Origin of the sequence: Methylobacterium sp. WL64 (genome assembly GCF_008039945.1) — a bacterium.
GTDB lineage: Bacteria > Pseudomonadota > Alphaproteobacteria > Rhizobiales > Beijerinckiaceae > Methylobacterium.
The window spans coordinates 14,956-39,800 of the sequence record NZ_VRVA01000018.1 but is presented as its reverse complement, the minus strand read 5'-3'; the positions used below and the strand labels follow the sequence as shown (position 1 = coordinate 39,800).

The window sequence follows — 24,845 nt, the reverse complement described above, 5'->3', positions numbered from 1 at the left end:
CCGCGCGTCGGCCGCACGCATCCGGGCGCCCGCTACCGGGTTGGTGTGGTGCAGCCCGGAGCCGGATCATGATGGCCGAACCCTACGATCTCGACCGTTTCGTCGCCGCCCAGGAGGGCGTCTACGACCGGGCCCTCGCAGAATTGCGGGCCGGGGAGAAGCGCAGCCATTGGATGTGGTTCATCTTCCCGCAGATCGCCGGCCTGGGCTCCAGCCCGATGGCGCAACGCTACGCGATCGGCACCCTGGACGAAGCGCGGGCCTACGGCGCGCATCCGGTGCTCGGCGCGCGGCTGCGCGCCTGCACGACGGCGGTGAACGGCGTCACCGGCCGCACGGCCCACGCGATCTTCGGCTCCCCGGACGACATGAAATTCCGCTCCAGCATGACCCTGTTCGCGCGCGCCGCGCCGGAGGCGCCGGGTTTCGACGCGGCCCTGGCGCGGTATTTCAACGGCGAGCCCGACCCGCGGACGCTCGCCAAGCTCGGGCACCCTTGAGCGGTCACCGGCCCCATAGGCCGACGCGCTCCGCCCGGGCCTGCTCCTCGGCGCCGAGGAGGTCGGGGGGCGCATCGTCCGAGGCCCGGGCGCCGCCCGCGGTGAGGATCAGGGCGGCGAGGTCGTCGCCCTCGATCCGGCAGCGGCCGGCGGCATCCTCGGACACGCTGCAGACCACCTCGCGGCGACGCAGGTACTTGGCGAGCTGCCGGGCGAGATGCCCGCGCTCGCCCACGACGCCGAGGAGGCGCACGGTCCGCCCACGCAGCGACAGGGTCCCGGTGTCGATTACCTCGGGCACGCCCCGGATCTCGCTGGACGCGACAGGGATCGGCTGAGGGGCCGGCTGCGGCGCCGACGCGACGGCCGGGGCCGGCTCGGCCCGTTCCGCCGACGGGCGCGGACGGTTCTTGGCGAGCTGGGCGGAGGCCCGCTGGATGAAATCGTGGAAGATCCCGGCCGGCATCTCGCCGCCGAACATCCGGTTCATCGGGCTGTCGTCGTCGTTGCCGATCCAGACCCCGACCACGAGGTCCGGGGTCATGCCGACGAACCAGGCGTCGCGGAAATCCTGGCTGGTGCCGGTCTTGCCGCCGATGATCTGGCCCGGCACCCGCGCCGCCCGGCCGGTCCCGGAATCGACCACCGCCTGGAGCGAATCAAGCATCATCTGGCGCGGCTCCTGCGCCAGGGTGGCGGCCGGCGCCGGCTCGGCCCGGACGTAGAGCGGCTGCGGGCCCGCCCCGCGAATCGCGTGGATGCCGAAGCTCGCGAGCGGCGCGCGGCCGGACAGCACCGAGCCGTAGGCGCGGGTCATCTCCAGCAGGCTGACGGTGCCGGAGCCGAGGACGAGGCTCGGCACGTTCGGCAGCTCGGACTGGATCCCCAGCTTGCGGGCGGTGGCGATCACCGCCGGGATGCCGACATCCTGCCCGAGCTGGGCCGCCACTGTGTTGATCGATAGCGCGAAGGCGGTCCGCAGCGGCACAGGGCCGCGATAGCGCCCGTCGTCGTTCTCGGGCTCCCAGTCGCCGATGCGCACTGGGCGGTCGTCCATCACGCTCTCGGGCGTCAGGCCCTGCTCGTAGGCGGTCAGATAGACCAGGAGCTTGAACAGCGAGCCCGGCTGGCGCTTGGCCTGGACCGCGCGGTTGAACTGGCTGTCCTCGTAGTCCCGGCCACCCACCATCGCGAGGATCGCGCCGGCCTTCGACAGCACCACCATGGCGGCCTGGCCGACCTTGCGCTTGGCGCCGTCCTTGTCGAGGCGCCGGGCGACGACGCCCTCCGCGAGGCTCTGCAGGTCGAGGTTGAGGGTGGAGCGCACGGTCATGTCGCCGTCGGTGCCGGCGAGCCGCTTCACGTCGCCGGCGATCATGTCGAGGAAGTAGTTGGTGCCGGGCGGCGCCTCGGGCGGAGACTTCAGCGTGACGCTCTGCTTGCGCGCGGCGTCGGCCTCCTTCTGCGTGATCGCCCCGGTCTCGACCATGGCCTGGAGCACCACGTCGGCGCGCTCCTTCGCGCCGCCGAGGTTGCGGGTCGGGGCGAGCTGCGAGGGCGCCCGCACCAGCCCGGCCAGCATGGCCGCCTCGGGCAGGGTCAGCGCCTTGGCGGGCTTGCCGAAATAGCGCCGGGCGGCCGCGTCCGCCCCGTAGGCGCCGGCCCCGAAATAGGCGGTGTCGAGGTAGCCGAGCAGGATCTCGTCCTTACTCATGGTCGTCTCGACCCGCAGCGCGAGGAACGCCTCCTGGACCTTGCGCCAGAGCGTCTTCTCCTGGTTGAGCGAGGTCAGGCGGACATATTGCTGCGTGATCGTCGAGCCGCCCTCGCGCACCCCGCCACCCGCGGCGTTGCGCCAGGCGGCGCGGGCGAGCCCGCGCAGGTCGATGCCCCAATGGCTGTAGAACCGGCGATCCTCGATCGCGACGATCGCCTCGGCGAGGTTCGCGGGCAGGTCGGCGGCGGTGAGCTTCTGGCCGCGGAAGCTGCCCCGGGTGGCGAAGACCCGGCCGTCATCGGCCTCGACGGTGATCGCCCGCTGGCCGGTATCGACGATCGCCCCGCCCAGCGGCGGAAGGGTCACCAGGGCGGCCAGCAGGTAGACCGCCAGCGCCAGGGCCGGCAGCAGGATCGCGGCCCCGGCGGCGAGCAGAACGGGCCGGCGCCGCAGGCGGGCGAAGCGGCGGGCGAAGCGGCCGTGACCTGCCACGACGCGCGGTACCGTGTCCGCCGCAGCGGGCCGATCGGCCGCGACGGGCTGCGCGCGGTCACGTCGACGGGTCAGGGCGCCGGCGATGCGCGAGAAACCAGAACGCCCGGCTTGCAGGACGACGCGTCCGGCGGCGGCGATCAGGATCCACAGGTGGCGGAAAAGGTCGCGCGCGGCGCGTCCGGCCTCGCGGGCCGCCCGGCGCGGGTCCGACGTGTCGGCCCCGGGATCCCGCGCGGGGCCCGGATCGGTCGGTGCGCGCTCCGGCGCGTCTGGCGTCATCGCGATGCGTGTTCCGGGACCGGACCGTCCGGTCGAGGCCGCGTTCTAAGCTGCATTCGGGTGCGTGTCCCGCCGACAAACGAACGAGATCCGGTCGCGGCGACCGAGGCGCCGCGACCGTGTGCCCCGCGCAACGCAAACCGCTACCGCCCGGCGACCGGTCCGGCCATCCCGTGGCGGCTGCGTAGCTTCACCGCGAGGATCAGCAGGAGCACGCCGAACGCGAACGTGTAGGCGCCGATCCACCAAGTCAGGACCAGGGCGGACATGCCGGGCTCCAGGATCAGCGCGATGCCGAACAGGATCGAGACCAGGCCGCCGAGCCCCAGCCACCAGCGCCCGTAATGCAGGTGCAGCCTGAACGCGGCCGCGATCATCAGGCCGCCGGTCACGAGCGCCCAGGCGGCGAGGAGCAGCACGAACGCCCAGACCGCGGCGGCCGGCACCAGCACGGCAGCCACGCCCACGACGACGTCGACGATGCCCTCGATCAACAGGAAGCCCCAGCGCTCGTGCCGCTGCGCCGCCCGCACCGCGCCGACGATGGCGAAGAGTCCGTCGACCAGCATGTAGGCGGCAAACAGGAACACCAGCGACAGCACGAAGGCCTGCGGCGCCGCGAAGGCGACGATCCCGAACAGGATCGCGACGACGCCGCGCAGGGCGATAAGCCACCAGTTCCGGGCGAGCACCGTGCTCATGGCGTCCAGCCGGGCGGTGCCGGTGAGGGGGATGCCCGAAGACGACGTCGCGGTCGAGCCGACGCCGGATCCCGGTGGTCTCGGGGACGGGGTGCTGGTCATGGCGGAACTCCGAAGCGCGTCGGGCGCATGCCCGGCCGACCCGCCCGCTGAACGCTGCACTGCGACAAGCGTTCCTGATCGCGGCCGCCGCCGGGCCGGAACCTTGCCGCGGCCGCCGGCTTTTGCTGACCGAGGCGGGCACGAACAGAGCCCGGCCGCCGTAGGGTGGCCGGCCGATCCCGTGGTGATGAGACGCCATGTTTGACGATCCGCGGCAGGCAGCCGAGTCCGCGTCCCATCCGCTGCCGGCCGAAAGCCGGCCCGAGCCGCCCGCTCGCGACATCCTGGACCTCGGCCGCAACGACACGCCCGAGACCGCGCGCAAGCCGTCCCAGGACGACGACCGCCGTGCGCCCGAGGCGGACGCCGACCAGGATGGCGACCAGGAGGACGGTGGCTCCGAGGACGGTGAGCAGGACGAAGACGAACGGCGCCCGAGCGTCCTGCGGCGTCATCCGGTGGCGTTCATCCTCGGAGGCCTCGCGGTGGTCGCGCTCGGCGTTGCCGTGTTCTTCTACTGGTTGCTGTACATGCACCCCTACGAGAGCACCGACGACGCGTTCGTCGATGCCCGCAGCATCTCGGTCCAGCCGAAGGTCGGCGGCTATCTCGTCGCGGTGCCGGTTACCGACAACCAGCACGTCGATGCCGGGCAGATGCTGTTCCAGATCGACCAGCGCGACTACCAGATCGCCCTCGAGCAGGCCAAGGCGCAGGTCGTGGCCGACGAGGCGGCGATCAAGAACATCGATGCCCAGGTTCAGGCCCAGTACGCCAACATCGACGTGTCGAAGGCTCAGGTCGCCACCGCCGAGGCGGCGCTGAAGTTCGCTCAGGAGGATGCGGCCCGGTACAAGGATCTGGCGGAGCGCGGATCGGGCTCGGTCCAGCAATCCCAGTCGGCCACCTCGACGCTGCAACAGCGCCAGGCCTCCGTGCAGAGCGCCAATGCGAGCGTCGTCGCGGCGCAGAAGCAGATCGGCTCGCTCCAGGCCCAGAAGGCCTCGACGGAGGCGCAGCTCGCCCGCGACAAGGCGCAGGTCGAGCAGGCCGAGCTGAACCTCGGCTACACGACGATCCAGGCCGTTCAGCCCGGGCGCGTGGTCCGTCTGACCGGCGGCATCGGAGCCTACGCGCAGGCCGGCCAGAGCCTGTCGATGTTCGTGCCGGACGACATCTGGGTGACGGCGAACTACAAGGAGACGCAGATCGCCGACATGCGTCCCGGCCAGCCGGCGGACCTCGCGATCGACGCCTATCCGAGCCGCAAGATCCACGGCACCGTGGCCTCCGTCCAGCCGGGTTCGGGCACTGCCTTCAGCCTGCTGCCGGCCCAGAACGCCACCGGCAACTACGTGAAGGTCACGCAGCGCATCCCAGTGAAGATCGTGGTGAAAGACTGGCCGACGGACGTGTCGATCGGTCCGGGGATGTCGGTCGTGCCCACCGTCACGGTCCGGTGACCGCGATGGCCGGAACCGGCCGGGCCTCCGGAGGCAGATCGCCTGCCGGCAAACCCTCAGCGGGAAAGGCGTCCGCGGGGAAGGCATCCGCTGCAAAGGCGCCCGGCGGCCACAATCCCTGGCTGATCGCCGGCGTGGTGGCGCTGGCGACGTTCATGGAGGTGCTCGACACCACCATCGCCAACGTCGCCCTGCGCTACATCTCAGGCGGCCTCGCGGTCGGGCCCGACGAGGCGGCCTGGGTGGTGACGAGCTACCTGGTGGCCAACGCGATCACGCTGACGGCGTCGAGCTTTCTGGCCAAGCGCTACGGCCGCAAGGCGTTCTTCATGTGGTCGGTGGCCCTGTTCACCATCGCGTCGATCCTGTGCGGATTCGCCTGGAGCCTCGAATCGCTGCTGCTGTTCCGGGTGCTGCAGGGGCTGGGTGGCGGCGGCATGGCGCCGCTGGCGCAGTCGATCCTCGCCGATTCGTTCCCGCCCGAGAAGCGCGGGCAGGCCTTCGCCCTCTACGGCGTGGCCATCGTGGTCGCGCCCGTGATCGGCCCGACGCTGGGCGGCTGGCTGTCGGACAACGCCTCCTGGCACTGGTGCTTCCTGATCAACGGGCCGATCGGCATGATCGCGCTCGGGCTGATGTACTGGCTGATCGAGGACAGCGAGGCGGCCAAGAAGGAGCGCCGCGCCCTGGTGCGCAAGGGCATCCGGTTCGACCTCGTCGGCTTCCTGCTGGTGGCCGTGTTCCTCGGCTCGCTCGAGGTCATCCTCGACGAGGGGCAGCGGAAGGACTGGTTCGGCACCTCGACGCTGATGAACGTCTCCGGCGTCCTCATGGTCGTCTCGTTCGTCGCCATGATCCCGTGGCTCCTGAACCACAAGAACCCGGCGGTGGACCTGCGCCTGATCGGCAACCGCCAGTTCGGCTCCTGCTTCCTGGTGATGATGTTCACCGGGGCGATCCTGATCTCGACCACGCAGTTCATCCCGCAGATCACGCAGGAATATTACGGCTACACCGCCACCCTGTCGGGCCTCGTCCTCGGCCCGGGCGGCATGGTCACGGTGGTGATGATGTTCCTCACCGGCCGGGCCTCGGCCTACGTGCAGCCGAAATGGCTGATCGCCGCTGGCATGACCATCGTGGCGCTGGGAATGTACGACCTGACGCGCCTCAACGGCACGACCACCTTCTCGTTCTTCGCGTGGTCGCGGGTCTATATCGGCATCGGCCTGCCGATGGTGTTCCTGTCGATCACCTCGGCCTCCTACGAGGGCCTGCGCAAGGACCAGACCGACCAGGCCTCGGCCCTGATCAACGTCGCCCGGAACGTCGGCGGCTCCATGGGCGTCTCGCTCGCCCAGAACGTGCTGGCCTACCGCAGCCAGTTCCACCAGAGCCGGCTGGTCGAGAGCGTCAACCCGACGGCGCCGGGCTACCAGGAGACCATGCGGCAGGCGACGCAGTACTTCTCCGAGCACGGCTATGCCGGCGTCGAGGCCCAGAGCCAGGCGACAGCCTGGATCGGCACCGTGCTCCAGACCGAAGTCGCCTACTGGGCCTATATCGATGTGTTCTGGGTGCTGGGCTTGGTCGCCGCCTGCGCGGTGCCCCTCGCGCTGAGCCTGAAATCGGTCAAGCTCGGCGGTGGCGCAGCGGCAGGCGGGCACTGACCGTCGATGGCGTCAGACGCCGTCCGGCGGCAGAGCCTCCGTCACCTCGACGCGGCGGTTGTCCGGCGACGGGCCGGCCTCGTTGGCGGCGGTCTCGGTCTGGGCCGGCGCCCTGTCGACGGCCCCCGCCACCGCGGCGACGCCCTGGTAGCGGGTCAGGCGGCGGTCGATCATGTCGTCGATCCGGCCGTGCAGCTCCGCGACCGTCAGGCTGCGGCGCTTGCCGCCGGACTTCTCGGTGAACAGGCTGCGGTTGGCCCGGGCGGCGCTGCGGAACTCGCGTCCCGCCACCTCGTCGGGCTTTTCCGAGGAGAGCGACAGGAAGCGCCCGGCGCTGGCGCTGCCCAGGAAGTGGGCGAGGTACAGCTCCGTGGTGGTGAGTGCCCGGCCGACCCGCGCCTCGATCCGCTCGCGGTCGCGCTTGATCAGCTCGGCCGCCATCAGGGCGGCGATCCGGGGATCGTTGCGCAGGCCGAGCACCCGGGCCCGCATGGGGCTCGTGACGGTGATCGCGGAGCCGCGGCCCTTCACGGCGGCGGCCTCTTCGTCGAGACCGTAGCGGGCGCCGTAATCGCGGATCATCTCCAGCCAGGTGCGGGCGACGAACTGGAACAGGCCCTGCGCCGAGGAGGTCCCGGCCTTGGCCTCCGTGTCGAAGCTCGATTCCTTGTCGGCGAGGGCCATCATGTAGACTGGGTCGACCCCGGCCTCGTCGGAGGCCTTCACGATCGTGTCGACCACCTTGCGCGGCACGCTGCGCTCGCCGAACCGGACGGAATCCTCGCCCTGCTCCTGGATGACCCGTGGCAGGCTCGCGAGGTCGTCTTGGATCAGCGCGGCGGTCGCCGGCTCCTGGTCCTCGACGGGGAGCCCGGTCCAGGCGGCCGCGCCCTCGGCCGGCGCCGCGTCCGGGAATCCGGCCCGCAGGCCCTCGTCCGGCGCGCCGTCCCGCATCCAGCCGGTGCGGCCGTCGGCGGCGAGCGTCTGGGCGGTGCGCGGGCTAATATCGATCCGGTCATGGGCCTGCGCGGCGGGCGCGAAGAAGGCCGGCGCGAAGGCCGCCTGCGGCAGGCCGAACCCGGAAACGACGCCCAGAGCAAGGGTCCCGGTGAAGCGCCGGAGGCCGTTGCGGCCCATGCGGCGAAGTGCCCGGTGCTGGGTCCCATCCTGCTGCCGCGGCAGCCAGGCCACGGCCTCATTCTCAAAACGGCTCGTGCAGTCGGACGTATTCGGCACGAGTCGGCTCACGTCGTCGGCGCAACGCGCCGGCTCCGGGAAAACCCCCATCACTGGTCCTCTTCCAGATTGTCCCTTGCGTCGGCCCGGCGTCTGGCGGCCGGGCTCTTCGAAGCGGCGGCCCTATCGGCGCCTGCCGTGACCAGAATGGGACGGCTCCGTGATTCAAGCGTGGCACGGTCAACGAAGGGTTAACCCTGCTTTTTCAGGCCGCCTTAACGCCGTGATCCGGCCGTGCTTGGCGGTCTCGAGGCGCAAAGTTGTCGCATTCGACTTGGAACGGGCCACGGTCGAGCCAGTTAAATATCGCCCCGGGGGGCTCAACTACTCATTCCCCAGACGCGACGCGCGTCCCCACAAGGACACTATTTCCCGATGAGCATGCAGACCGGTCGCCGCGTCGGCGTCGCGTTCGTTGGCATGGGTGGCGCCGTTGCCACCACTGCCATCGCCGGCATCGAAATGATCAAATCCGGATCGAACCGGCTTGACGGGCTGCCGCTCGCCGGCCTCTCCGTCGCGGGCATGGTGGACTACAAGGACCTCGTGTTCGCCGGCTGGGACCTGAACGGCGACGACCTCGCTTCGGCTGCGACCGGTCACGGCGTGCTGTCGAAGGACGACATCGAGAACGGCGCCCAGGTCCTGAAGGGCATCACGCCCTGGCCGGCGGTGGGCAGTGCGAAGTTCTGCAAGAACATCGACGGGCAGAACCGCATCGTCGCCAAGGACCATCGCGAGGCGGTCTCGGTGATCGCCAACGACCTGCGCCGCTTCCAGAAGGAGAGCAACCTCGACGAGGTGGTCGTCGTGAACCTCGCCTCCACGGAGCGCTGGCCGGACCTCAACGACCCGACCCTGAACTCCACCGCCGCCTTCGAGAAGGGCCTGGATTCGAGCGACGAGGCGATCTCGCCGGCGATGCTCTACGCCTACGCGGCGATCAAGAGCGGGATCCCGTACGCCAACTTCACCCCGAGCATCGCGGCCGACGTGCCGGCCCTGCTCGGCTTGGCGACGGAGATGAACGTCCCGGTGGCCGGCAAGGACGGCAAGACCGGCCAGACCATGATGAAGACGGTGCTGGCTCCCGCCTTCAAGGCCCGCGCCCTCCACGTCGACGGCTGGTTCTCGACCAATATCCTGGGCAACCGCGACGGCCTCGCCCTGAACGACCCGAACTCGCTGCAGTCGAAGCTCAACACCAAGGGTACGGTGCTCGACTCGATCCTCGGCTACCCGGTCGAGGACCACCTCGTGCACATCCACTACTATCGCCCCCGCGGCGACGACAAGGAAGCCTGGGACAACATCGACGTCACCGGCTTCATGGGCCAGCGGATGCAGATCAAGGTCAACTTCCTCTGTAAGGACTCGATCCTGGCGGCGCCGCTCGTGATCGAGATTGCCCGTGTGCTCGATTTGGCGAAGAAGCGCGGCGACGGCGGCGTGCAGGAGCAACTCTCGACCTTCTTCAAGGCCCCGATGGTGAAGAACGGCCGCGGACCGGAGCATGCCTTCGGCAAGCAGGAAGCGATGCTTCTCGACTGGCTCGGCGTCCACTAATGTCCGGTGCGGCGGCGCCGGCCGCGCTGCGCGAACTCTTCGTCGAGATGAACGACCTCAAGCGCGTCCGCTCCGCGGGCCGCGAGGGGTCGATCGCGGAGCGGTTGTTCGCACAGGGGTGGGGCCTTCTCACGGGTGGGGCCTCGCCCGACGATGTCGCCCTCGACATCGCCGCGACGACGCTCGCCGCGACGCGGCTCTGCGACCTCGACGCCGCCTTCCTGTCGGCGGCGGGTCTCTCCGATGCCGCGGCCTCCGCGGTGTTGGTCGCGGGCTTCGACGCCGTGACCGGCGACCTCGATACCGACCTGCGGGATCGGTTGCGCACCCGGCTCGCGCCGCGCCCGCCGGGCCTGCCTGGGCCTTTGCCGTCCTTCGTGGCGGCCTTGGCCCGCCAGCCGCGAGCGGGCGTGACCTGCCCCGGCCGCGCCCGGATCCTGCTGGAACCGCCGGAGAACCACGCCGAGCATTGCTTGATCGTGGCCGTCTACGGCGTCTGCCTCAGTCCGTTCTACCGAGCCGATCCCGGCACCGTGTTCTTGGCCGCGATGGCGCACCATTTCCACAACGCCGCGATGCCGGATGCCGGCTTCACCGGCGAGGTGCTGCTCGGCGACCATCTCGGCCCGATCATGGCCGTGACCACCGGCTGGGCGATGTCCGAGCTCGACGGGCCCCTGCGGGGGCATGTCGAGCGGGCGCGCGCGGTCCTGCCGGACGACGCCACCGCGGAGGGCCGTGCCTTCCATGCGGCCGACTGCGTCGACCGGGTGCTCCAGATCGCCCAGCATCTGCGGGGTGCCTCGACCACGATGGCGGCGGTGCTCGATGAGTGGGAGCTCGTCCATGCCGGGCCGGTGAAGGGGTTCCACGATCGTGTCCTGCGCGACATGCGCATCCCATAGGACCGATCTCGCGTTGTCCGTCAGACCCGGTCGCCCATCTGACGGGGCGGTCTCGAGAGCCCATGATCCCGTTCGAACTCCGATCGCCGCAGACCGGCAACCCCCTGAAGTCCGATGCGCCGCACGCCCTGCGCGACGCCGGCACCGGCGCGCGCTGGCCCGTCATCGACGGCATCCCATACCTGCGGGTCGGCCGCGAGGCGCTGGTCGAGCGTGTCCTGGCCCATCTCGACGCGGGCGAGCCCGACGAAGCCCTGGCCGCCCTGCTGGTCGATCAGGACGATTGGTGGAACGGCCCTCCAGCCGACCCGGCCGGGATCATCCGGCTGATTAAGGGCCGGCGCGACGCGACCCTCCGGGACGCGGTCGACTGGCTTGGCTGGGGCCGGGTCGGCGACTATTTCCTGCATCGCTGGACCGACCCGACCTTCCTGGCCGGCCTGACGCTGCTTGAAGCCCATTGGAACGAGCCGCGCTGCGTCTTCGAATTCGCCTGCGGCATCGGCCATTACCTGCGGGAACTCGAGCGCCGCGGCTGCAAGACCGCCGGCGCCGACGTGGTCTTCGCCAAGCTCTGGGTCGCACGCCACTGGGTCGTGGGGCCGAAGGCGCAACTCGTCTGCTTCGACGCCGGCTCGCCGCACTGGCCGATTCCCGGCGCGCCGGTCGATCTCGTGGCCTGCAACGACGCGTTCTACTTCCTCGACGATAAGGCGGCCCTGCTCGAGAACCTGCGGCTGAATGCCGGGGACGACGGCTGGCTCGCGCTCAGTCACATCCACAACAGCGACTGCCCGGGCTTCTCCGCCGGCCGGGCCGTCACCGCCGAGGAGATCGCCGAGCTGTTCCCGGACGCCCTCGTGTACGACGATGCCGAGTTGACCCGCGCCCTGGTCGAGGCCCGGGCGCCGGTTCCGCAGGAGCCCGCGGCATTGCGGAGCTGCGAGGCGTTCTCGGTGGTGGCCGGCCCCGGTATGCGTCCGGCTCCGCGCGCGGTGGTGGACGGTCTGACCCTGCCGAAGGCCGGCACCGTCGTGCGGCTCAACCCGCTATATCGGCCGGGTGGGGACGGCTACGCGATCCGCTGGCCCTCCGAGCGCTACGAGGCGGAATACGCTCCTCGCGCCACCTACCCGATGCGATCGCCGGGACCCGCGCAGACCACGTTCGACGGCCGCATCGACGGGTTCGAGACGCAGCGGGTCCGCGCCCGCGAATTCGTCGATCTGCCGGAGCGCTGGTGATGGACGCGGTTGGCTGGGGCATCGTCGGCTACGGCTGGGTCGCCCGCGACTACATGGCCCCGGGCATCCGTGCCGCCGGGCACCGGCTCGTGGCCGTGTGCGATCCCGATCCGCTGAGTCGTGCAGCGGCCGAGCGCGCGGGTGCCCGCTCCCATTCCGATCTGGCTGGCCTCCTGGCCGAGCCTGAGGTCGAGTCGGTCTACGTGGCGACACCGAACCACCTGCATCGCGGTGCCGTCGAGGCACTGGCCGCCGCCGGCAAGGCGATCCTGTGCGAGAAGCCCATGGCGGCGACGCTCGACGACGCGGACGCCATCGTGCGGGCTGTCGGGGACCGCAAAATCTTTTACGGGACGGCGTTCGACCAGCGGCACCATCCGGCCCACCGGGCGATTCGTGCTCAGGTCGAGGCCGGGCGACTCGGCACCGTCACGACGGTGCGGATCGTCTACGCCTGCTGGCTCGGGCGCGACTGGTCGGAGGCCGGCCAGCCGAACTGGCGGATCGACGCCGCCCAGGCCGGCGGCGGCGCCCTCATGGACCTCGCGCCCCACGGGCTTGACCTCGTGGATTTCCTGCTCGGCGAGCCGATCGCGGATCTCGCGGCCCTGACCCAGACCCGCGCCCAGGACTATTCGGTCGATGACGGTGCCCTGCTGATCGGCCGCACCGCCGGCGGCGCGCTGGCGAGCCTGCACGTGGCCTACAATTGCCCCGACGCGCTCCCGCGCCGGCGCCTGGAGATCGTCGGCACCAAGGGCATGCTCGTCGCCGAGAACACGATGGGCCAGACGGCAGGCGGCACGCTGTTGTTCATCGACGGCGTGACCGGGCGTTCCGAACCGCAGGCCTTCGATGCCGACACCTCGCCCTTCGCCGAACAGGTCCGCGCCTTCGGCTCGGCGCTGCGCCGGCCCGAGGAGCGGACTGCATGGTCGGCTCCGCGCGATCTCCACACGATGCGGCTCGTCGCCCGCGCCTATGGGCAGGGGTAGGCGCGCACCTTGAGGATGAGCAACCGCTGAGCCGAAGCCCGGATGTCCCACCCGGCCCCTTATCCTTCGAGGCCGCCTCGCGCCACGTCGGGATGAGGGGAGGGGGCACGCGGTACGAGGCGATCCGAGACGACCAGACGGGAACACGACTTGACCAACCCAGACGCCATCCACGACCAGGACGACCGCGCCCGCCACGACCGGATCAAGGCGCCGCGGCCCTACCGTTTCGGGGCCAAGAGGCCGATCGAGGGGCTGCCCGCGGCCCTGCCCGACCCGGTCAAGGCCTATCTGGACGTCCTGCCTGAGGGCCGCGTGGTCGGCTTCCCCCTGGCGCCGCTGGATCGCACCGGCGTCCCGGTCTGGTTCGTCGCCCTGTTCCTCGACGACCCGTTCTTCGTCGGCGCGATGCCGTCCGGCATCGGCTACGGCGCCACCGACGAGGAAGCGCTGATCGGGGCCGTCGCCGAGATTGCCGAGAACCTGATGCCGTCGCTGGCGGTGCTGCCGCGGGCCAAGGAGCGGGCGAGCTACACCGACCTCGCCCGCGTCTACGGCGCCGCCTCGGTGGCCGACCCGCTGACCCTCTGCCTGCCCGCGGGCTCCCCGGTCGGCCGCGACACGGTGCTCGAATGGACGCCGACGGTCCGGCACGCCACCGGCGAGATCGTGCTGATGCCGCTCGATGTGGCCGCCACCGATTATTTCGAGCTGTCCGAGGGCTACAAGCCTTTCACCAATCTGATCACCAACGGCCTCGGCGCCGGACCCGACGTGCCCTTCGCGCTGGGTCACGGCGTCCTGGAGCTGCTCCAGCGCGACGGCAACGGCCTGTTGTTCCGGGCGCTCGACCAGGGCGTGATGCTCGACCTCGACGGGATCGGGCCGGAGAACGCCGCGATGCTGGCCCGCCTCAAGGAGCTGGGCATCCGGGCGCTGCCGAAATTCGCCACGGACCAGTTCGGCCTCACCAACCTCTACGTCGTCGGCTACGACGAGGATCCGGCCCGCACCCCGGCGCCGATCGCGCTCTCGGCCTGCGGCGAGGCCTGCGATCCGGACCGGGAGCGGGCGCTGCGCAAGGCCCTGCTGGAGTTCCAAGCGGCGCGGGTGCGCAAGACCTTCGGGCATGGCCCCCTCGACATGGCCGCCACCGTGACCCCGCCCGGCTACGTCGATGCGTTCATCCAGAAGGCGCTGCCGAGCCTCGATCTCGAGGAGAGCCGCGCCCTTCAGGCGATGCTCGAATGGATCGAGATGCCGGCCGCCGGCCTCCGGGACGTGCTGGCCGACACCGTCTACAGCCAGCGGGGCACCAAGCGGTTCGCGGATCTGCCCTCCACCCCGGCCCCGGACGGCCATGCCCGGGGCAAGATCGCCTGCGACCGGCTGCTGGAGGCGGGGTTCGACGTGCTCTACGTCGATTGCTCGCCGCTCGGCGGCAGCGTCGGCGTGGTCAAGGCGATCGTGCCGGGGCTCGAAGTCGAGACCATGAGCTACTACCGCATCGGCGAGCGCAACACGCGCAAGCTGATCGAGCGCGACCACCCGCTGATCCGGTTCGGCACCGAGAGCGAGACCCTGCGCCCGGTGCGCCTGACCCCGGAGGCGTTGGAGCGGTTCGGCGGCCAGCCGCTGTTCGATACCGCCCTCGCCGAGCAGATCGTCGGCCGGCACTATCCGCTTTACCGCGAACCGGAATCGCACCACGCGCCGTTCCGGCTCGCTCAGAAGACCGGGAGAGCGGCGTGACCCTGCGCTTCGCCTACAACACCAACGGCGCCGCCAACCATCGCCTCGACGACGCGCTGCACCTGATTAAGGCCGCGGGCTACGACGGCGTGGCCCTGACGCTGGACATCCACCACCTCGATCCGTTCGCCGAGACCTGGGCCGCGGAGGCCGGCCGGGTCGCGAGCCTGCTGGAACGGCTGGAGCTGGCCTGCGTCATCGAGACCGGCGCCCGCTTTCTGCTCGACCCCAATGCCAAGCACGAGCCGACCCTGGTGACCGCCGACGCCGCCGGGCGCGCCCGGCGGGTCGGCTTCCTCAAGCGCGCGGTGGAGATCGGTGCGATCCTGTCCGCCGAGGCGGTCTCGTTCTGGGCGGGCGTGCCCAAGCCCGGCGTGGAGCACGGCGAAGCCCGGCGCTGGCTGGCGGAGGGGCTGCACGAGGTCGCGGCCTTCGCCACCGAGGCCGGGATCGTGCCGTGCCTGGAGCCCGAGCCCGGCATGTTGATCGAGACGCTGGACGATTACGCGGCCCTCGACGTCCCCGGGCTTAAGCTCGCCCTGGACACCGGCCACTGCCTCGTCACCGGCGAGCGCGAGCCGGCCGCGGCCGTCCGCGAGTTCGCCGACTGCACCGGCACCGTGGCGATCGAGGACATGAAGCGCGGCAGCCATATCCACCTGCCCTTCGGCGAGGGCGATATGGACGTGCCCAGCGTGCTGGAAGCGCTGGAGGCGGTCGGCTTCGGCAAGCTGGTCTGCGTCGAGCTCTCTCGGGAGAGCCACCGGGCCGACGTGATGATCCCGCAAGCGCTGGACTACCTCCGCGCCTGCCGGCGGCCTGGCCCGGTCCTCGCCAGCGAACAAGAGACCCGCCGGCAATGGCCGTGACCGGACGAGCGCACCTCTCCTCCCAAATGCGGGGAGGAGCTGGAGGTGGGGGTCGCGCAGGATGGAGCGCCACGGTGCCGACTGCGCCACTCCCACCCCTACCCCTCCCCGCACGGGGAAGGGGACCCTCGCCCTTCGGTGTCGCCCGATGAAAATCCTCTTCCTCAGCCGCCGCTACTTCCCGGCGATTTCGGGCATGAGCGTCTACGCGCAGAACCTGCTGCGCGAGCTGGTCGGCGCCGGCCACGACGTGACGATGATCTCGCAATACCGGGGCGATGCCTTCGGGACCCGCGTCTATGGCGGCGGCCCGCCGCCACCCGTGCCGGGGGTGCGGGTGATCGGCCTGGAGCAGCTCGGCGAGCAGCAGGCGGGCGATTTCGAGCGCGACATCGCCACCATGGTCGAGGCGATCGAGCGGGAGCATGCGCGTACGCCCTTCGATGTGCTGCACGCGCAGTACGGCTATCCCACCGGCTGGGCGGTCCTGCTCGCCGCCCGAAAGCTCGGGGTGCCGAGCGTGGTCTCGATCCAGGGCGGCGACGGCCACTGGGTCGGCTCCTGCTGCGAGACCCACCGGGTGGCGATGTGCGAGGTCCTGGCCCACGCCAACGCCCTGCTGATCGGCGGCGCGTCCTTCGTGGACGAGGTCTGCGAGCGCCTCGGCTCCGATCCGGCCCGGTTCACGATCGTGCCCGGCGCGGTCGACACCGACCGCTTCGCGCAAGGGACGCCCGACGGCCTGCCGGCGCCGCATGCCGGTCCGATCCGGCTGTTCTACCACGGCCGGGTCGACCGCCGGAAAGGCGTGCTCGACTTCATCAACGCCCTGGCGATCCTGCGCGCGCAGGGCACGCCGTTCGCCGCCACGATCTCGGGTATCGGGCCGGACGTGGATCCCGCCCAGGCGCTGGCCACGGACCTCGCCTTCGCGCCGCGGGACATCGCCTTCACCGGCTATGCCGAGTACGGCCACGTGCCGGACCTCTACCGCCGGGCCGACGTGTTCGTCTCGCCGACCTACGCCGAGGGGTTCTCCAACACGATCCTGGAGGCGATGGCGGCGGGGCTCGCGGTGGTCTCCTGCCACGCGGTCGGGGTCTCGGACTGCCTGCGCGACGGCGAGAACGGCCTGATGGTCGATCCGGGCGACGTTCAGGCGCTCGCCGCCGCACTGACCCGGGTCGTCACCGACGCCGAGCTGCGCCGCGGCCTGGCCACGGCCGGCCTCGAGGAATGCCGCCGGGTCTATTCCTGGAGCGCCGTCGGCCGGCAGATCATGGAGGTGTACGGACGCGTTCAACATGAGCGCCCGGCCACGGATTTCTCCATCGACCTGCCCGACGATCCCACCTGCCGCTTCCGCGCCGAGCCGCACCTCCTCTGACGCAGGAAGCCCCGCCGCGTGCCGATAGCCCTCGCCCTCTCGCCCCATCTCGACGATGCGGCCTTCTCCTGCGGCGGACTGCTCGCGAGCCTCGCCCGAGAGGGCTGGCACGTGGTAATGGCGACGCTGTTCACCGGCAGCGTCGCCGACCCGACGGGGTTCGCGCTGGCCTGCCAGCTGGACAAGGGCCTGTCGGCCGCCATCGACTACATGGCCCTGCGCCGGGCCGAGGACATCCAGGCCGCGGCCGCGCTCGGGATCGCGCCGCCCCGGCACCTGCCGTTCCGCGAGGCGCCGCACCGGGGCTACGGCTCCGCGCCGGAGCTGTTCTCCGAGACCCGCGTCGAGGACGCCATCGCGGCCGACCTGGCGCCGGCGCTGGCGGCGCTGATCGCCGCGGAACGGCCCGATCTCGTCCTCGCCCCGCAGGCTATCGGCGGCCATGTCGACCATGTCCAGGCCGTCCGTGCCCTGCGCGGCCTCGACGGGCTGCCCCCGATCCTGTGGTGGCGCGACTTCCCCTACACGGTCCGCGAGGCCGCACCCCGGGAGCCCCTGGCCGCGCTGTTCGCCGGGTTGCCGGCGCACCGGATGTCGCTCGATCCAGAGGCCCAGGCGCGCAAGCGCGCCGCCTGCGCGGCCTATGGCAGCCAGATCGGGTTCCAATTCGGCGGACCGGCCGGCCTCGACGCGCGGCTCGCCCGGGAGGAGGGGATCGAGCGCTTTCGCCTCACCGGCCGCCTCGCCGCGCCGATCCCCGGTCTCGATGCCGCCTGAGCCGCAGGCGCCGAAATCCCTCGCCGACCCGGCTGCGCTCGCGGCCCGCCGGGCCCTGATCGACGCGCCCCACATCGCCCCGATCCGCGCGCTGGCCGACCGGATCGTCGCCGAGCGGGGCGCGCCGGTCCCGGTGCCCGATCCCCTGGATGGCGGCGTCGCGGCCAGGATGCTGCTGCTCCTGGAAACGCCGGGGCCGGCCGTGCTGCGCACCGGCTTCGTCACCCGCGACAGCGCGAACGGCACCGCCGCCAACCTGTTCCGCTTCCTGCGGGAGGCCGGCATCGCGCGGGCGGACACCCTGATCTGGAACGCGGTGCCCTGGCTGATCCACGAGGCGGGCGCCCTCAACCGGGCCCCGCGCCGGGCGGAGGTCGCGGCGGCCGCGCCCTATCTGGCGCCGCTGTTGGACCTGCTGCCCGGGCTCGCCGTGGCGGTGCTGGCCGGGCGCACCGCCGGCGGGACGGCGCCGGCGATCGCGGCCCTGCGTCCGGGCCTGCCGCTGATCGCGGTCCCCCACCCGAGCCCGACCTATGTCTGCACCGCCCCGGAGGTGCCCGCGTGGATCCGGCGGGGCCTCTCCGAGGCCGCGGCGATCCTGTGCCGCGCCGCGCGGTGAGGATCGGATCCCCATCGGATCCCGGCCTTCCCTGGCCTTGGGCGCCGGTTCGGCCTACATGGCGAGGCAACGGGCCGCGGTCCGGGATCATCCGGTACGGGCGCAGGCCTTCGGCCGGGCCGCGCAGCCGGAAGGGCGGACGCCGAACGGCATGAACTTTCAGGGACAGCACCGGGGACCGGCAGAGCCGGTCGAGCCGGTCAAGCACGACGCTGTCGCGGACAAGCCGCGCAAGAGCTGGAGCAGCCGGTATGCCTGGATCGGCACGGCCGCCAGCATCGTGCTGTTCGCGGTCTCGCTGGGCGTGCTGTGGAAGCTCGTCCAGAGCGTGAGCTGGGCGGAGGTGCGGGCGGCGGTGACGGCGGCGACCGGCGAGCAGCTCGGCCTCGCCTTCCTGTTCGTCGGGATCAGCTACCTGTTCCTAACGGGCTACGACGCGCTGGCCCTGCGCCAGCTCCGAATCAAGGTGCCGTACCGGATCACCGCGCTCGCCTCGTTCACCAGCTACGCGGTGAGCTTCACCCTCGGCTTCCCGCTGCTGACCGCCGGCACGATCCGCTACTGGATCTACGCCCGGCAGGGCCTGTCCACAGCCAAGATCGCCGCGCTCACGGTCATCGCGGGCTTCACCTTCTGGCTCGGCATGGGCGTGGTGCTGGGCCTGAGCCTGATCATCGAGGCCGGGCAGCTCGCCGGGCTCGCCTTCACGTCGATTCGGATCAACCAGGGCGTCGGCCTCGTGGCCCTGGGCCTGGTACTGGGCTACCTAGCCTGGGTCTCGGCCAAGAAGCGCAGCATCACGGTCAAGCAGTGGCGGCTGGAACTGCCGGGCGCCTCGGTCTCGATCGGCCAGATGATCGTCGGGATCGGCGACGTCTGCGCGGCGGCGGCGGTGCTCTACGTGCTGCTGCCGCAGGGGATGACGCTGGGCTTCACCACGTTCCTGGCGATCTACGTGCTGGCCGCGATGCTGGGCATCGCCTCCAACGCCCCCGGGGGCATCGGGGTGTTCGAGGCCACCATTCTGCTCGCCCTGTCGAGCCTGCCGCGCAACGAGGTGTTGACCTCGCTGCTGCTGTTCCGGGGCTGCTACTACGTCGTGCCGTTCGTCGTCGCCCTGGCGATGCTCGGCCTCTACGAGATCGTGAAGCGGGCCGGCGGCGCGCGCGATCCGGGGCCGCCGGAAGGCACGGCCGGCCCATCCGGCCGCCCCTGGCCCGACGACACCGAGTCCCGGTAATTCCACCGGACCGCTGTCGACCATGACCGACCGCCCGCGCAGTTCCCAGGCCTGGACGGGCGCCGCAATCGCGGCCGGCCTGTTCGCCGTCGCCCTGGCGCTGTCTGGCCGGCTCGACCTTCCGCTGATCCTGGCCGGCCTCGGCTCGGTCTGCCTGGGCGGCTGGCTCGGGGGGCGCGGCCCGGAAGCCCCGGTGCCGCGGCCGGCGGCGACGGCCCAGCGCCACGCGATCGCCGAGGCGCTGCTGGCCCACGTGCCCGATCCGGTCATCCTGGTGGACCGCCGCACCCTGGTGGTGGAGGCCAACCCGGCGGCCCGGGCGCTGCTGCCGGCCCTGCTCCAGGCCCGGCCCCTGTCCTTCGCGCTGCGCAGTCCGGAGGTCCTCGACGGGGTCGAGGCGGTGCTGAGTTCCGGCATGCCCCGCCGGGTCCCCCTGTCGACCCGGGTGCCCCTGGAGCGGACCTTCGAGGTCCAGATCGGCGCCCTGCCGATGCCCGATGGGTCGGGGGTCAGCGCGGTTCTGTTCCTGCGCGATCTCACCTCGGCCCGGCGCCTCGAGGCGATGCGGGTCGATTTCGTGGCCAATGCCAGCCACGAGCTGCGCACGCCGCTCGCCACCCTGATCGGCTTCATCGAGACCCTGCAGGGCCCGGCCCGCGAGGACACGCAGGCCCGCGAACGATTCCTCGAGATCATGCGCGTCCAGGCGCTGCGCATGACCCGGCTGATCGACGACCTGCTGTCGCTGTCGCGGATCGAGCTGCGCGAGCACGTGGCCCCTACCACCGTGGTCGATCTCGGGGCGCTGGCCCGGCAGATGGTCGACGCGCAGGGGCCGCCCGCCGAGGCGCGGGGCGCCACGGTGCGGTTCGCGGACGGCGACGGCCCCTATCCCGTGCCCGGTGATGCCGACGAGCTGGCCCGGGTGATCGAGAACCTGATCGAGAACGCCGTGAAGTACGGCGGCGGCCATGTCGGCGTCGCCTTGAGCCGCGAGGATGATACCCGGCTCGGCCGGCGGATCGTGCTGTCCGTGACGGATGACGGCCCGGGGATCCCGCCCGAGCACATCCCGCGCCTGACCGAGCGCTTCTACCGGGTCGACGTCGCCTCCAGCCGCGCCCGGGGCGGGACGGGGCTCGGCCTCGCCATCGTGAAGCACAGCCTCAACCGCCACCGCGGTCGCCTCGCCATCGACAGCACGGTCGGCCGGGGGACGGTCGTGCGCGTCAGCCTGCCGGAATACGGCGGCGACGCGGAGGTGGCCCGCGTCGCCGATCAGGCCGGGCCGGCATAGGGGCCGATCCCGAGCCCGGCCTCGACCCGCGGGATCCAGGCGCGGATGGCCGGGTAGGCGGCCAAGTCGAAGCCGCCCTCGTGGGCCATGCGGGTGTAGGCGACCAGCGCCACGTCGGCGAGCGTCAGCGCATCGCCGGCCATGAAGGCCGCGCGTTCGAGCGTCGCCTGCATCAGCCGAAGCGCGTCAGTGCCGCGTTCCGCGAGCTTCGGATCGAGCGCGTCCGGTGCGCGCTTCAGGTAATGAAGCTGATACCGGCGGACCGCGATGTAGGGCTCGTGGCTGTACTGCTCCCAGAACATCCATTGCAGCATGCGGGCGCGGTCGCGGGCCGCCTCGGGCACGAGCGTCGAGCCTTCCGCGAGGTAGACGATGATCGCGTTGGATTCCGACAGGGTCTCGCCATCGGGAAACACGACGAGCGGGACACGGCCGGCGGGGTTCAGCGTTAGGAACGCCGGATCGCGTGTGCCGCCACCCGGGACGTCGATGGTGCGCCAGATCGACGGGATGCCGAGACGATCGGCCACCCATTTGACCTTGAGGCAGTTGCCGGAACCCGGATCCCCGTAGAGCGTCAGCGGTTCGGTCATCGGCGGCCTCGCAGGGCTGGGTCAAATCGTTCGCAGAGCGCCGCGGGATGCGGGCAACGGCTGGACCCGGGCGCATCTCCCTCTCCCGCCGGTCGCAAACCGATGGCCGCACAGTGTCGGCCCGATCCCGATTCGGCAATGCGATCCAGGAGGCCCTTGACCTTCCCATGATGGGAAGCCCCATCTGAGGCGGCATGGATGCTTCGATCGGAACCGCCCCCGTGCCCGAACACGTCTCCCTGAGCTTCCCCGTCGATGGGATGTCCTGCGCGTCCTGCGTCGGGCGGGTCGAGCGCGCCCTGAAGGCGTTGCCCGGTGCCCGCGACGTGGCGGTCAATCTCGCCACCAACCGCGCCAGCCTCGTCCTCGGCGGCCGCGCGGGTCCGGCCGACGCCGCGGCCGCGCTGGCGGATGCCGGCTACCCGATCCCGGAGACCGAGAGCCGGATCGCCGTCGCGGGGATGTCCTGCGCGTCCTGCGTCGGACGGGTCGAGCGCGCGCTCGCCGCCCTGCCGGGGGTGAGCGGCGCCAGCGTCAACCTGGTCACCGGCCAGGCCGCGATCCGCCATCCGGAGGGCGTGGTCTCCGTCGGCGACCTCGTCGCGGCCGTGGCCACGGCGGGCTACGAAGCCCGGCCCCTCGACGACGGGCCGCGAACCGATCCCACGACCCGGCAGCAGGCCGAGGGCCGCGCGCTCCGCCGCGACCTCGCCGCGGCGGCTTTGCTGTCCGCCCCCGTGGTCGTCCTCGACATGGGCGGCCACATGGGCGGCCACGTCCTGCCCGGCTTCCATGCCAGCCAGGCCACGGCCCTGGTCCAGGCCGCCCTGGCGACCCTGGTGCTCGCCTGGCCCGGCCGCCGCTTCTTCCTGCGGGGCGTGCCGGGCCTGCTGCGCGGCCATCCCGACATGAACGCCCTGGTCGCCCTCGGGGCGGGGGCCGCCTACCTCTACTCCCTGGTCTCGGCCCTGACCCCAGGCCTGCTGCCCGCGGGCGCGGCGCATCTCTACTTCGAGGCCAGCGTGCTGATCGTCACGCTGATCCTGCTCGGGCGGAATCTGGAGGCCGGCGCCCGGGGCCGGACCGGTCAGGCGATCACGCGGCTGATGGATCTGGCGCCCAAGACCGCCCGGGTGATCCGCGACGGGTCGGAGGTCGAGGTGCCGCTCGGGGAACTCCGCATCGGCGCCGTGGTCCGCGTCAGACCCGGCGAGCGGGTCGCGGCCGACGGCGTGGTTGTGTCCGGCACGAGCCACGTCGACGAGAGCATGGTGACGGGGGAGCCCGTGCCCGTGCGGAAGGGGCAGGGGGACCGGATGGTCGGCGGGACCCTGAACGGGCGCGGCAGCCTCGACCTCCGGGTCGACGCGGTCGGCGGCGCCACCGTGCTGGCGCAGATCGCCGCCATGGTGGAGCGGGCCCAGGGCGGCAAGCTGCCGATCCAGGCGCTGGTCGATCGCGTCACCGGGCGCTTCGTGCCGGCGGTGATCGGGATCGCGCTCGCGACGTTCCTGGGCTGGCTGATCCTGGCCCCGGCCCCCGCCCTCGGGCCGGCCCTGGTCAACGCCGTCGCAGTGCTGATCATCGCCTGCCCCTGCGCCATGGGGCTGGCCACGCCCACCGCCATCATGGTCGGGACCGGGCGGGCGGCGGGCCGGGGCATCCTGTTCCGCGACGGCGCGGCGCTGCAACGGCTGCGCGACGTGCGCGTCGTCGCCCTGGACAAGACCGGCACCCTCACCGAGGGCCGCCCGCGGGTCACCGATCTTCTCGTGACCTCGGGTTTCGCGGAGGACGAGGCACTGGCCCTCGCGGCCGGCCTGGAGAGCCGGTCCGAGCATCCTCTGGCCGGCGCCGTGGTGGCGGCCGCCCGCGCCCGGGGCCTGGACGACAGGCTCGAGCCCGAGCGCTTCGAGGCGGTGGAGGGGTTTGGCGTGTCCGGACAGGTCGCGGGCCGAAGCGTGGCTCTCGGCACGCCGCGCTACCTCGACCGGCTCGGCATCGCCCTGGACCCGGACCTCGCCGCCCGCGCCGGACAGCTGGCGGAGGACGGCAAGAGCCCGATCCACCTCGCCCTCGACGGTCGCCATGCCGGGCTGCTGGCCGTGGCCGACCCGGTGAAGCCGGGCGCCTGCGAGGCCGTGGCGGCGCTGACGGCGCAGGGGCTCGTCGTGGCGATGGTGACGGGCGACGACCCGCGCACAGCCGCCGGGGTCGCCAAAAGCCTCGGCCTCGACGAGGTGGCCGCTGGGATCCTGCCCGGGGGCAAGGTCGAAACGGTCGAGAGATTGCGGGCGGCGCATGGGCCCGTAGCCTTCGTCGGCGACGGCATCAACGACGCCCCGGCGCTGGCCGAGGCCGATGTCGGCCTCGCCATTGGCACCGGTACCGACATCGCCGTCGAGAGCGCCGACGTGGTGCTGATGTCGGGGGAGCCGCAGGCGCTGGTGGAGGCGCTCGCCCTGTCCCGGGCGGTGATGGCCAATATCCGCCAGAACCTGTTCTGGGCCTTCGCCTACAACGCGGCCCTGATCCCCGTGGCCGCGGGCCTGCTTGTGCCGTTCGGGGGGCCGGCCTTGTCGCCGGTCCTGGCCGCGGGCGCGATGGCGTTCTCGAGCGTCTTCGTGCTCGGCAACGCCCTGCGGCTGCGCCGGGCCGGGGGCCGTGCCGCGCCCGCCGCCGAAGCATCCGCACCAGTGCCGAGGCCGGCATGAGCGCGGGACCCATCACCATCGGCGAGGCGGCCCGGCGCACCGGCGTCTCGGCCAAGATGATCCGCTGGTACGAGGCGACCGGCCTGCTGCCGCCCGCGACCCGCTCCAAGGCGGGCTACCGCCACTACGACGACGCGGACCTGCACACCCTGCGGTTCGTCCGCCGCGCCCGCGACCTCGGCTTCAGCGTCGAGGCCATCGCGGACCTGCTGGCGCTCTGGCGCGACCGCGCCCGGCCGAGCGCCGGCGTGAAGGCGATCGCCGAGGAGCAGATCGCCGACCTGCGCCGCCGGATCGGCGAGCTGGAGGGCATGGCCCGGACTCTGGAGCGCCTCGCCGAGAGCTGCTGCGGCGACGCGCGGCCCGATTGCCCGATCCTCGATGACCTCGCCACGGAGGATGGGCCGCGCTTAACTCGAACATCGAGTCGCGGTCTGGGTCAGCGGAGACCTGTGCGGAGGGTGTGTGAATGACGGGTTTAATACCGGAGGTGGACGCTCGGCGTAAGCTTGTCGCCAACGAGCAGGCGAAGCCGACGGCGACTTATATCAATGGCTTGTCCATCGCTGTCTTCGCTGTCGGCGGCCTCTCGCCCTTCATCACGGCCCCTGGTATCGTCACGGAGCAACATGGCTTCCTTGTCGGCGCTCTCATTCTGCTCGGCGTTTGCTCGTTGTCGAGTAGTACCCCACATCTGGTGGCACGATCCCGTCTCGGGAATCTG

General features: G+C 71.6%; 21 protein-coding genes. 16 read left to right on the top strand and 5 right to left on the bottom strand.

Annotation, left to right across the window (positions count from 1 at the left end):
• Positions 1-71: 71 nt before the first annotated feature.
• The gene (locus FV242_RS11445) at positions 72-500 is read left to right on the top strand and encodes a DUF1810 domain-containing protein (RefSeq protein ID WP_147939026.1); all 429 of its coding nucleotides are present in this window, start codon (positions 72-74) and stop codon (positions 498-500) included.
• Between the two features lie 4 nt (positions 501-504).
• Here FV242_RS11445 and FV242_RS11440 read toward each other — a convergent pair whose 3' ends face one another.
• On the bottom strand, positions 505-2,991 hold the full coding sequence (locus FV242_RS11440; protein WP_147939008.1) for a PBP1A family penicillin-binding protein: 2,487 nt from the start codon (positions 2,989-2,991) through the stop codon (positions 505-507).
• Positions 2,992-3,134: 143 nt separating this feature from the next.
• Positions 3,135-3,794 (bottom strand): HdeD family acid-resistance protein, encoded by a 660-nt coding sequence (locus tag FV242_RS11435; RefSeq protein ID WP_147939007.1) that lies wholly within the window; start codon positions 3,792-3,794, stop codon positions 3,135-3,137.
• A 197-nt stretch (positions 3,795-3,991) separates the two neighbouring features.
• Here FV242_RS11435 and FV242_RS11430 point away from each other — a divergent pair, with 197 nt between their 5' ends.
• Positions 3,992-5,257: an HlyD family secretion protein gene (locus FV242_RS11430; RefSeq protein ID WP_147939006.1), complete on the top strand. Its 1,266-nt coding sequence runs from the start codon at positions 3,992-3,994 to the stop codon at positions 5,255-5,257.
• Here the strand turns inward: FV242_RS11430 and FV242_RS35420 are convergent.
• Positions 5,244-5,414 carry a hypothetical protein gene (locus FV242_RS35420; RefSeq protein WP_246692170.1) on the bottom strand — a complete coding sequence of 57 codons (171 nt, stop codon included), beginning with the start codon at positions 5,412-5,414 and terminating at the stop codon, positions 5,244-5,246. The genes FV242_RS11430 and FV242_RS35420 overlap by 14 nt on opposite strands.
• Here FV242_RS35420 and FV242_RS11425 point away from each other — a divergent pair.
• Positions 5,413-6,927 (top strand): DHA2 family efflux MFS transporter permease subunit, encoded by a 1,515-nt coding sequence (locus tag FV242_RS11425; RefSeq protein ID WP_246692672.1) that lies wholly within the window; start codon positions 5,413-5,415, stop codon positions 6,925-6,927. The two genes, FV242_RS35420 and FV242_RS11425, sit on opposite strands and share 2 nt — an antisense overlap.
• A gap of 12 nt (positions 6,928-6,939) precedes the next feature.
• Here FV242_RS11425 and FV242_RS11420 read toward each other — a convergent pair whose 3' ends face one another.
• The gene (locus FV242_RS11420; RefSeq protein ID WP_147939004.1) at positions 6,940-8,214 is read right to left on the bottom strand and encodes a transglycosylase SLT domain-containing protein; all 1,275 of its coding nucleotides are present in this window, start codon (positions 8,212-8,214) and stop codon (positions 6,940-6,942) included.
• A gap of 324 nt (positions 8,215-8,538) precedes the next feature.
• On the opposite strand from FV242_RS11420, the gene FV242_RS11415 reads away from it, so the two are divergent.
• The 11 genes from FV242_RS11415 (at position 8,539) to FV242_RS11365 (ending at position 20,814) form a co-directional block, all read left to right on the top strand.
• Positions 8,539-9,729, top strand: a complete 1,191-nt coding sequence (locus FV242_RS11415; RefSeq protein ID WP_147906406.1) for an inositol-3-phosphate synthase — start codon at positions 8,539-8,541, stop codon at positions 9,727-9,729.
• Positions 9,729-10,634, top strand: coding sequence for an HD domain-containing protein (locus FV242_RS11410; RefSeq protein WP_147939003.1), 906 nt, complete (start codon positions 9,729-9,731; stop codon positions 10,632-10,634). Before FV242_RS11415 ends, FV242_RS11410 begins: the two co-directional genes overlap by 1 nt.
• 62 nt (positions 10,635-10,696) lie before the next feature.
• On the top strand, positions 10,697-11,878 hold the full coding sequence (locus FV242_RS11405; protein ID WP_147939002.1) for a bifunctional 2-polyprenyl-6-hydroxyphenol methylase/3-demethylubiquinol 3-O-methyltransferase UbiG: 1,182 nt from the start codon (positions 10,697-10,699) through the stop codon (positions 11,876-11,878).
• Entirely contained in the window at positions 11,878-12,873 is a 996-nt protein-coding gene (locus FV242_RS11400; RefSeq protein WP_147939001.1) for a Gfo/Idh/MocA family protein, read from the top strand. The genes FV242_RS11405 and FV242_RS11400 overlap by 1 nt, the downstream gene beginning before the upstream one ends.
• 150 nt (positions 12,874-13,023) lie before the next feature.
• Positions 13,024-14,625, top strand: a complete 1,602-nt coding sequence (locus FV242_RS11395; protein WP_147939000.1) for a YcaO-like family protein — start codon at positions 13,024-13,026, stop codon at positions 14,623-14,625.
• Positions 14,622-15,494 carry a sugar phosphate isomerase/epimerase gene (locus FV242_RS11390; protein ID WP_147938999.1) on the top strand — a complete coding sequence of 291 codons (873 nt, stop codon included), beginning with the start codon at positions 14,622-14,624 and terminating at the stop codon, positions 15,492-15,494. The genes FV242_RS11395 and FV242_RS11390 overlap by 4 nt, the downstream gene beginning before the upstream one ends.
• Positions 15,495-15,642: 148 nt before the next feature.
• Complete coding sequence (locus FV242_RS11385) at positions 15,643-16,881, top strand: glycosyltransferase family 4 protein (protein ID WP_147906411.1); 1,239 nt, start codon at positions 15,643-15,645, stop codon at positions 16,879-16,881.
• 18 nt (positions 16,882-16,899) lie between these two features.
• Entirely contained in the window at positions 16,900-17,658 is a 759-nt protein-coding gene (locus FV242_RS11380) for a PIG-L deacetylase family protein (RefSeq protein WP_147938998.1), read from the top strand.
• Positions 17,648-18,277, top strand: a complete 630-nt coding sequence (locus FV242_RS11375; protein ID WP_147938997.1) for a uracil-DNA glycosylase — start codon at positions 17,648-17,650, stop codon at positions 18,275-18,277. The genes FV242_RS11380 and FV242_RS11375 overlap by 11 nt, the downstream gene beginning before the upstream one ends.
• Before the next feature lie 151 nt (positions 18,278-18,428).
• Positions 18,429-19,517: a lysylphosphatidylglycerol synthase domain-containing protein gene (locus FV242_RS11370; RefSeq protein WP_147906425.1), complete on the top strand. Its 1,089-nt coding sequence runs from the start codon at positions 18,429-18,431 to the stop codon at positions 19,515-19,517.
• A gap of 22 nt (positions 19,518-19,539) precedes the next feature.
• The gene (locus tag FV242_RS11365) at positions 19,540-20,814 is read left to right on the top strand and encodes an ATP-binding protein (RefSeq protein WP_147938996.1); all 1,275 of its coding nucleotides are present in this window, start codon (positions 19,540-19,542) and stop codon (positions 20,812-20,814) included.
• On the opposite strand, the gene FV242_RS11360 is transcribed toward FV242_RS11365, so the two are convergent.
• Positions 20,796-21,407 (bottom strand): glutathione S-transferase family protein, encoded by a 612-nt coding sequence (locus tag FV242_RS11360; protein WP_147938995.1) that lies wholly within the window; start codon positions 21,405-21,407, stop codon positions 20,796-20,798. The genes FV242_RS11365 and FV242_RS11360 overlap by 19 nt on opposite strands.
• Before the next feature lie 194 nt (positions 21,408-21,601).
• Here FV242_RS11360 and FV242_RS11355 point away from each other — a divergent pair, with 194 nt between their 5' ends.
• Both FV242_RS11355 and cueR read left to right on the top strand, forming a co-directional pair.
• Positions 21,602-24,121: a heavy metal translocating P-type ATPase gene (locus tag FV242_RS11355; RefSeq protein WP_147938994.1), complete on the top strand. Its 2,520-nt coding sequence runs from the start codon at positions 21,602-21,604 to the stop codon at positions 24,119-24,121.
• The gene (gene cueR / locus FV242_RS11350; RefSeq protein ID WP_147938993.1) at positions 24,118-24,594 is read left to right on the top strand and encodes a Cu(I)-responsive transcriptional regulator; all 477 of its coding nucleotides are present in this window, start codon (positions 24,118-24,120) and stop codon (positions 24,592-24,594) included. Before FV242_RS11355 ends, cueR begins: the two co-directional genes overlap by 4 nt.
• Positions 24,595-24,845: the final 251 nt, after the last annotated feature.

Coding starts and splice junctions, on each gene's coding strand:
- FV242_RS11445 (WP_147939026.1), top strand. CDS start 72: ATGGCCGAACCCTACGATCTCGACCGTTTCGTCGCCGCCCAGGAGGGC.
- FV242_RS11440 (WP_147939008.1), bottom strand. CDS start 2,991: ATGACGCCAGACGCGCCGGAGCGCGCACCGACCGATCCGGGCCCCGCG.
- FV242_RS11435 (WP_147939007.1), bottom strand. CDS start 3,794: ATGACCAGCACCCCGTCCCCGAGACCACCGGGATCCGGCGTCGGCTCG.
- FV242_RS11430 (WP_147939006.1), top strand. CDS start 3,992: ATGTTTGACGATCCGCGGCAGGCAGCCGAGTCCGCGTCCCATCCGCTG.
- FV242_RS11425 (WP_246692672.1), top strand. CDS start 5,413: ATGGAGGTGCTCGACACCACCATCGCCAACGTCGCCCTGCGCTACATC.
- FV242_RS35420 (WP_246692170.1), bottom strand. CDS start 5,414: ATGAACGTCGCCAGCGCCACCACGCCGGCGATCAGCCAGGGATTGTGG.
- FV242_RS11420 (WP_147939004.1), bottom strand. CDS start 8,214: ATGGGGGTTTTCCCGGAGCCGGCGCGTTGCGCCGACGACGTGAGCCGA.
- FV242_RS11415 (WP_147906406.1), top strand. CDS start 8,539: ATGAGCATGCAGACCGGTCGCCGCGTCGGCGTCGCGTTCGTTGGCATG.
- FV242_RS11410 (WP_147939003.1), top strand. CDS start 9,729: ATGTCCGGTGCGGCGGCGCCGGCCGCGCTGCGCGAACTCTTCGTCGAG.
- FV242_RS11405 (WP_147939002.1), top strand. CDS start 10,697: ATGATCCCGTTCGAACTCCGATCGCCGCAGACCGGCAACCCCCTGAAG.
- FV242_RS11400 (WP_147939001.1), top strand. CDS start 11,878: ATGGACGCGGTTGGCTGGGGCATCGTCGGCTACGGCTGGGTCGCCCGC.
- FV242_RS11385 (WP_147906411.1), top strand. CDS start 15,643: ATGAAAATCCTCTTCCTCAGCCGCCGCTACTTCCCGGCGATTTCGGGC.
- FV242_RS11375 (WP_147938997.1), top strand. CDS start 17,648: ATGCCGCCTGAGCCGCAGGCGCCGAAATCCCTCGCCGACCCGGCTGCG.
- FV242_RS11370 (WP_147906425.1), top strand. CDS start 18,429: ATGAACTTTCAGGGACAGCACCGGGGACCGGCAGAGCCGGTCGAGCCG.
- FV242_RS11365 (WP_147938996.1), top strand. CDS start 19,540: ATGACCGACCGCCCGCGCAGTTCCCAGGCCTGGACGGGCGCCGCAATC.
- FV242_RS11360 (WP_147938995.1), bottom strand. CDS start 21,407: ATGACCGAACCGCTGACGCTCTACGGGGATCCGGGTTCCGGCAACTGC.
- FV242_RS11355 (WP_147938994.1), top strand. CDS start 21,602: ATGGATGCTTCGATCGGAACCGCCCCCGTGCCCGAACACGTCTCCCTG.
- cueR (WP_147938993.1), top strand. CDS start 24,118: ATGAGCGCGGGACCCATCACCATCGGCGAGGCGGCCCGGCGCACCGGC.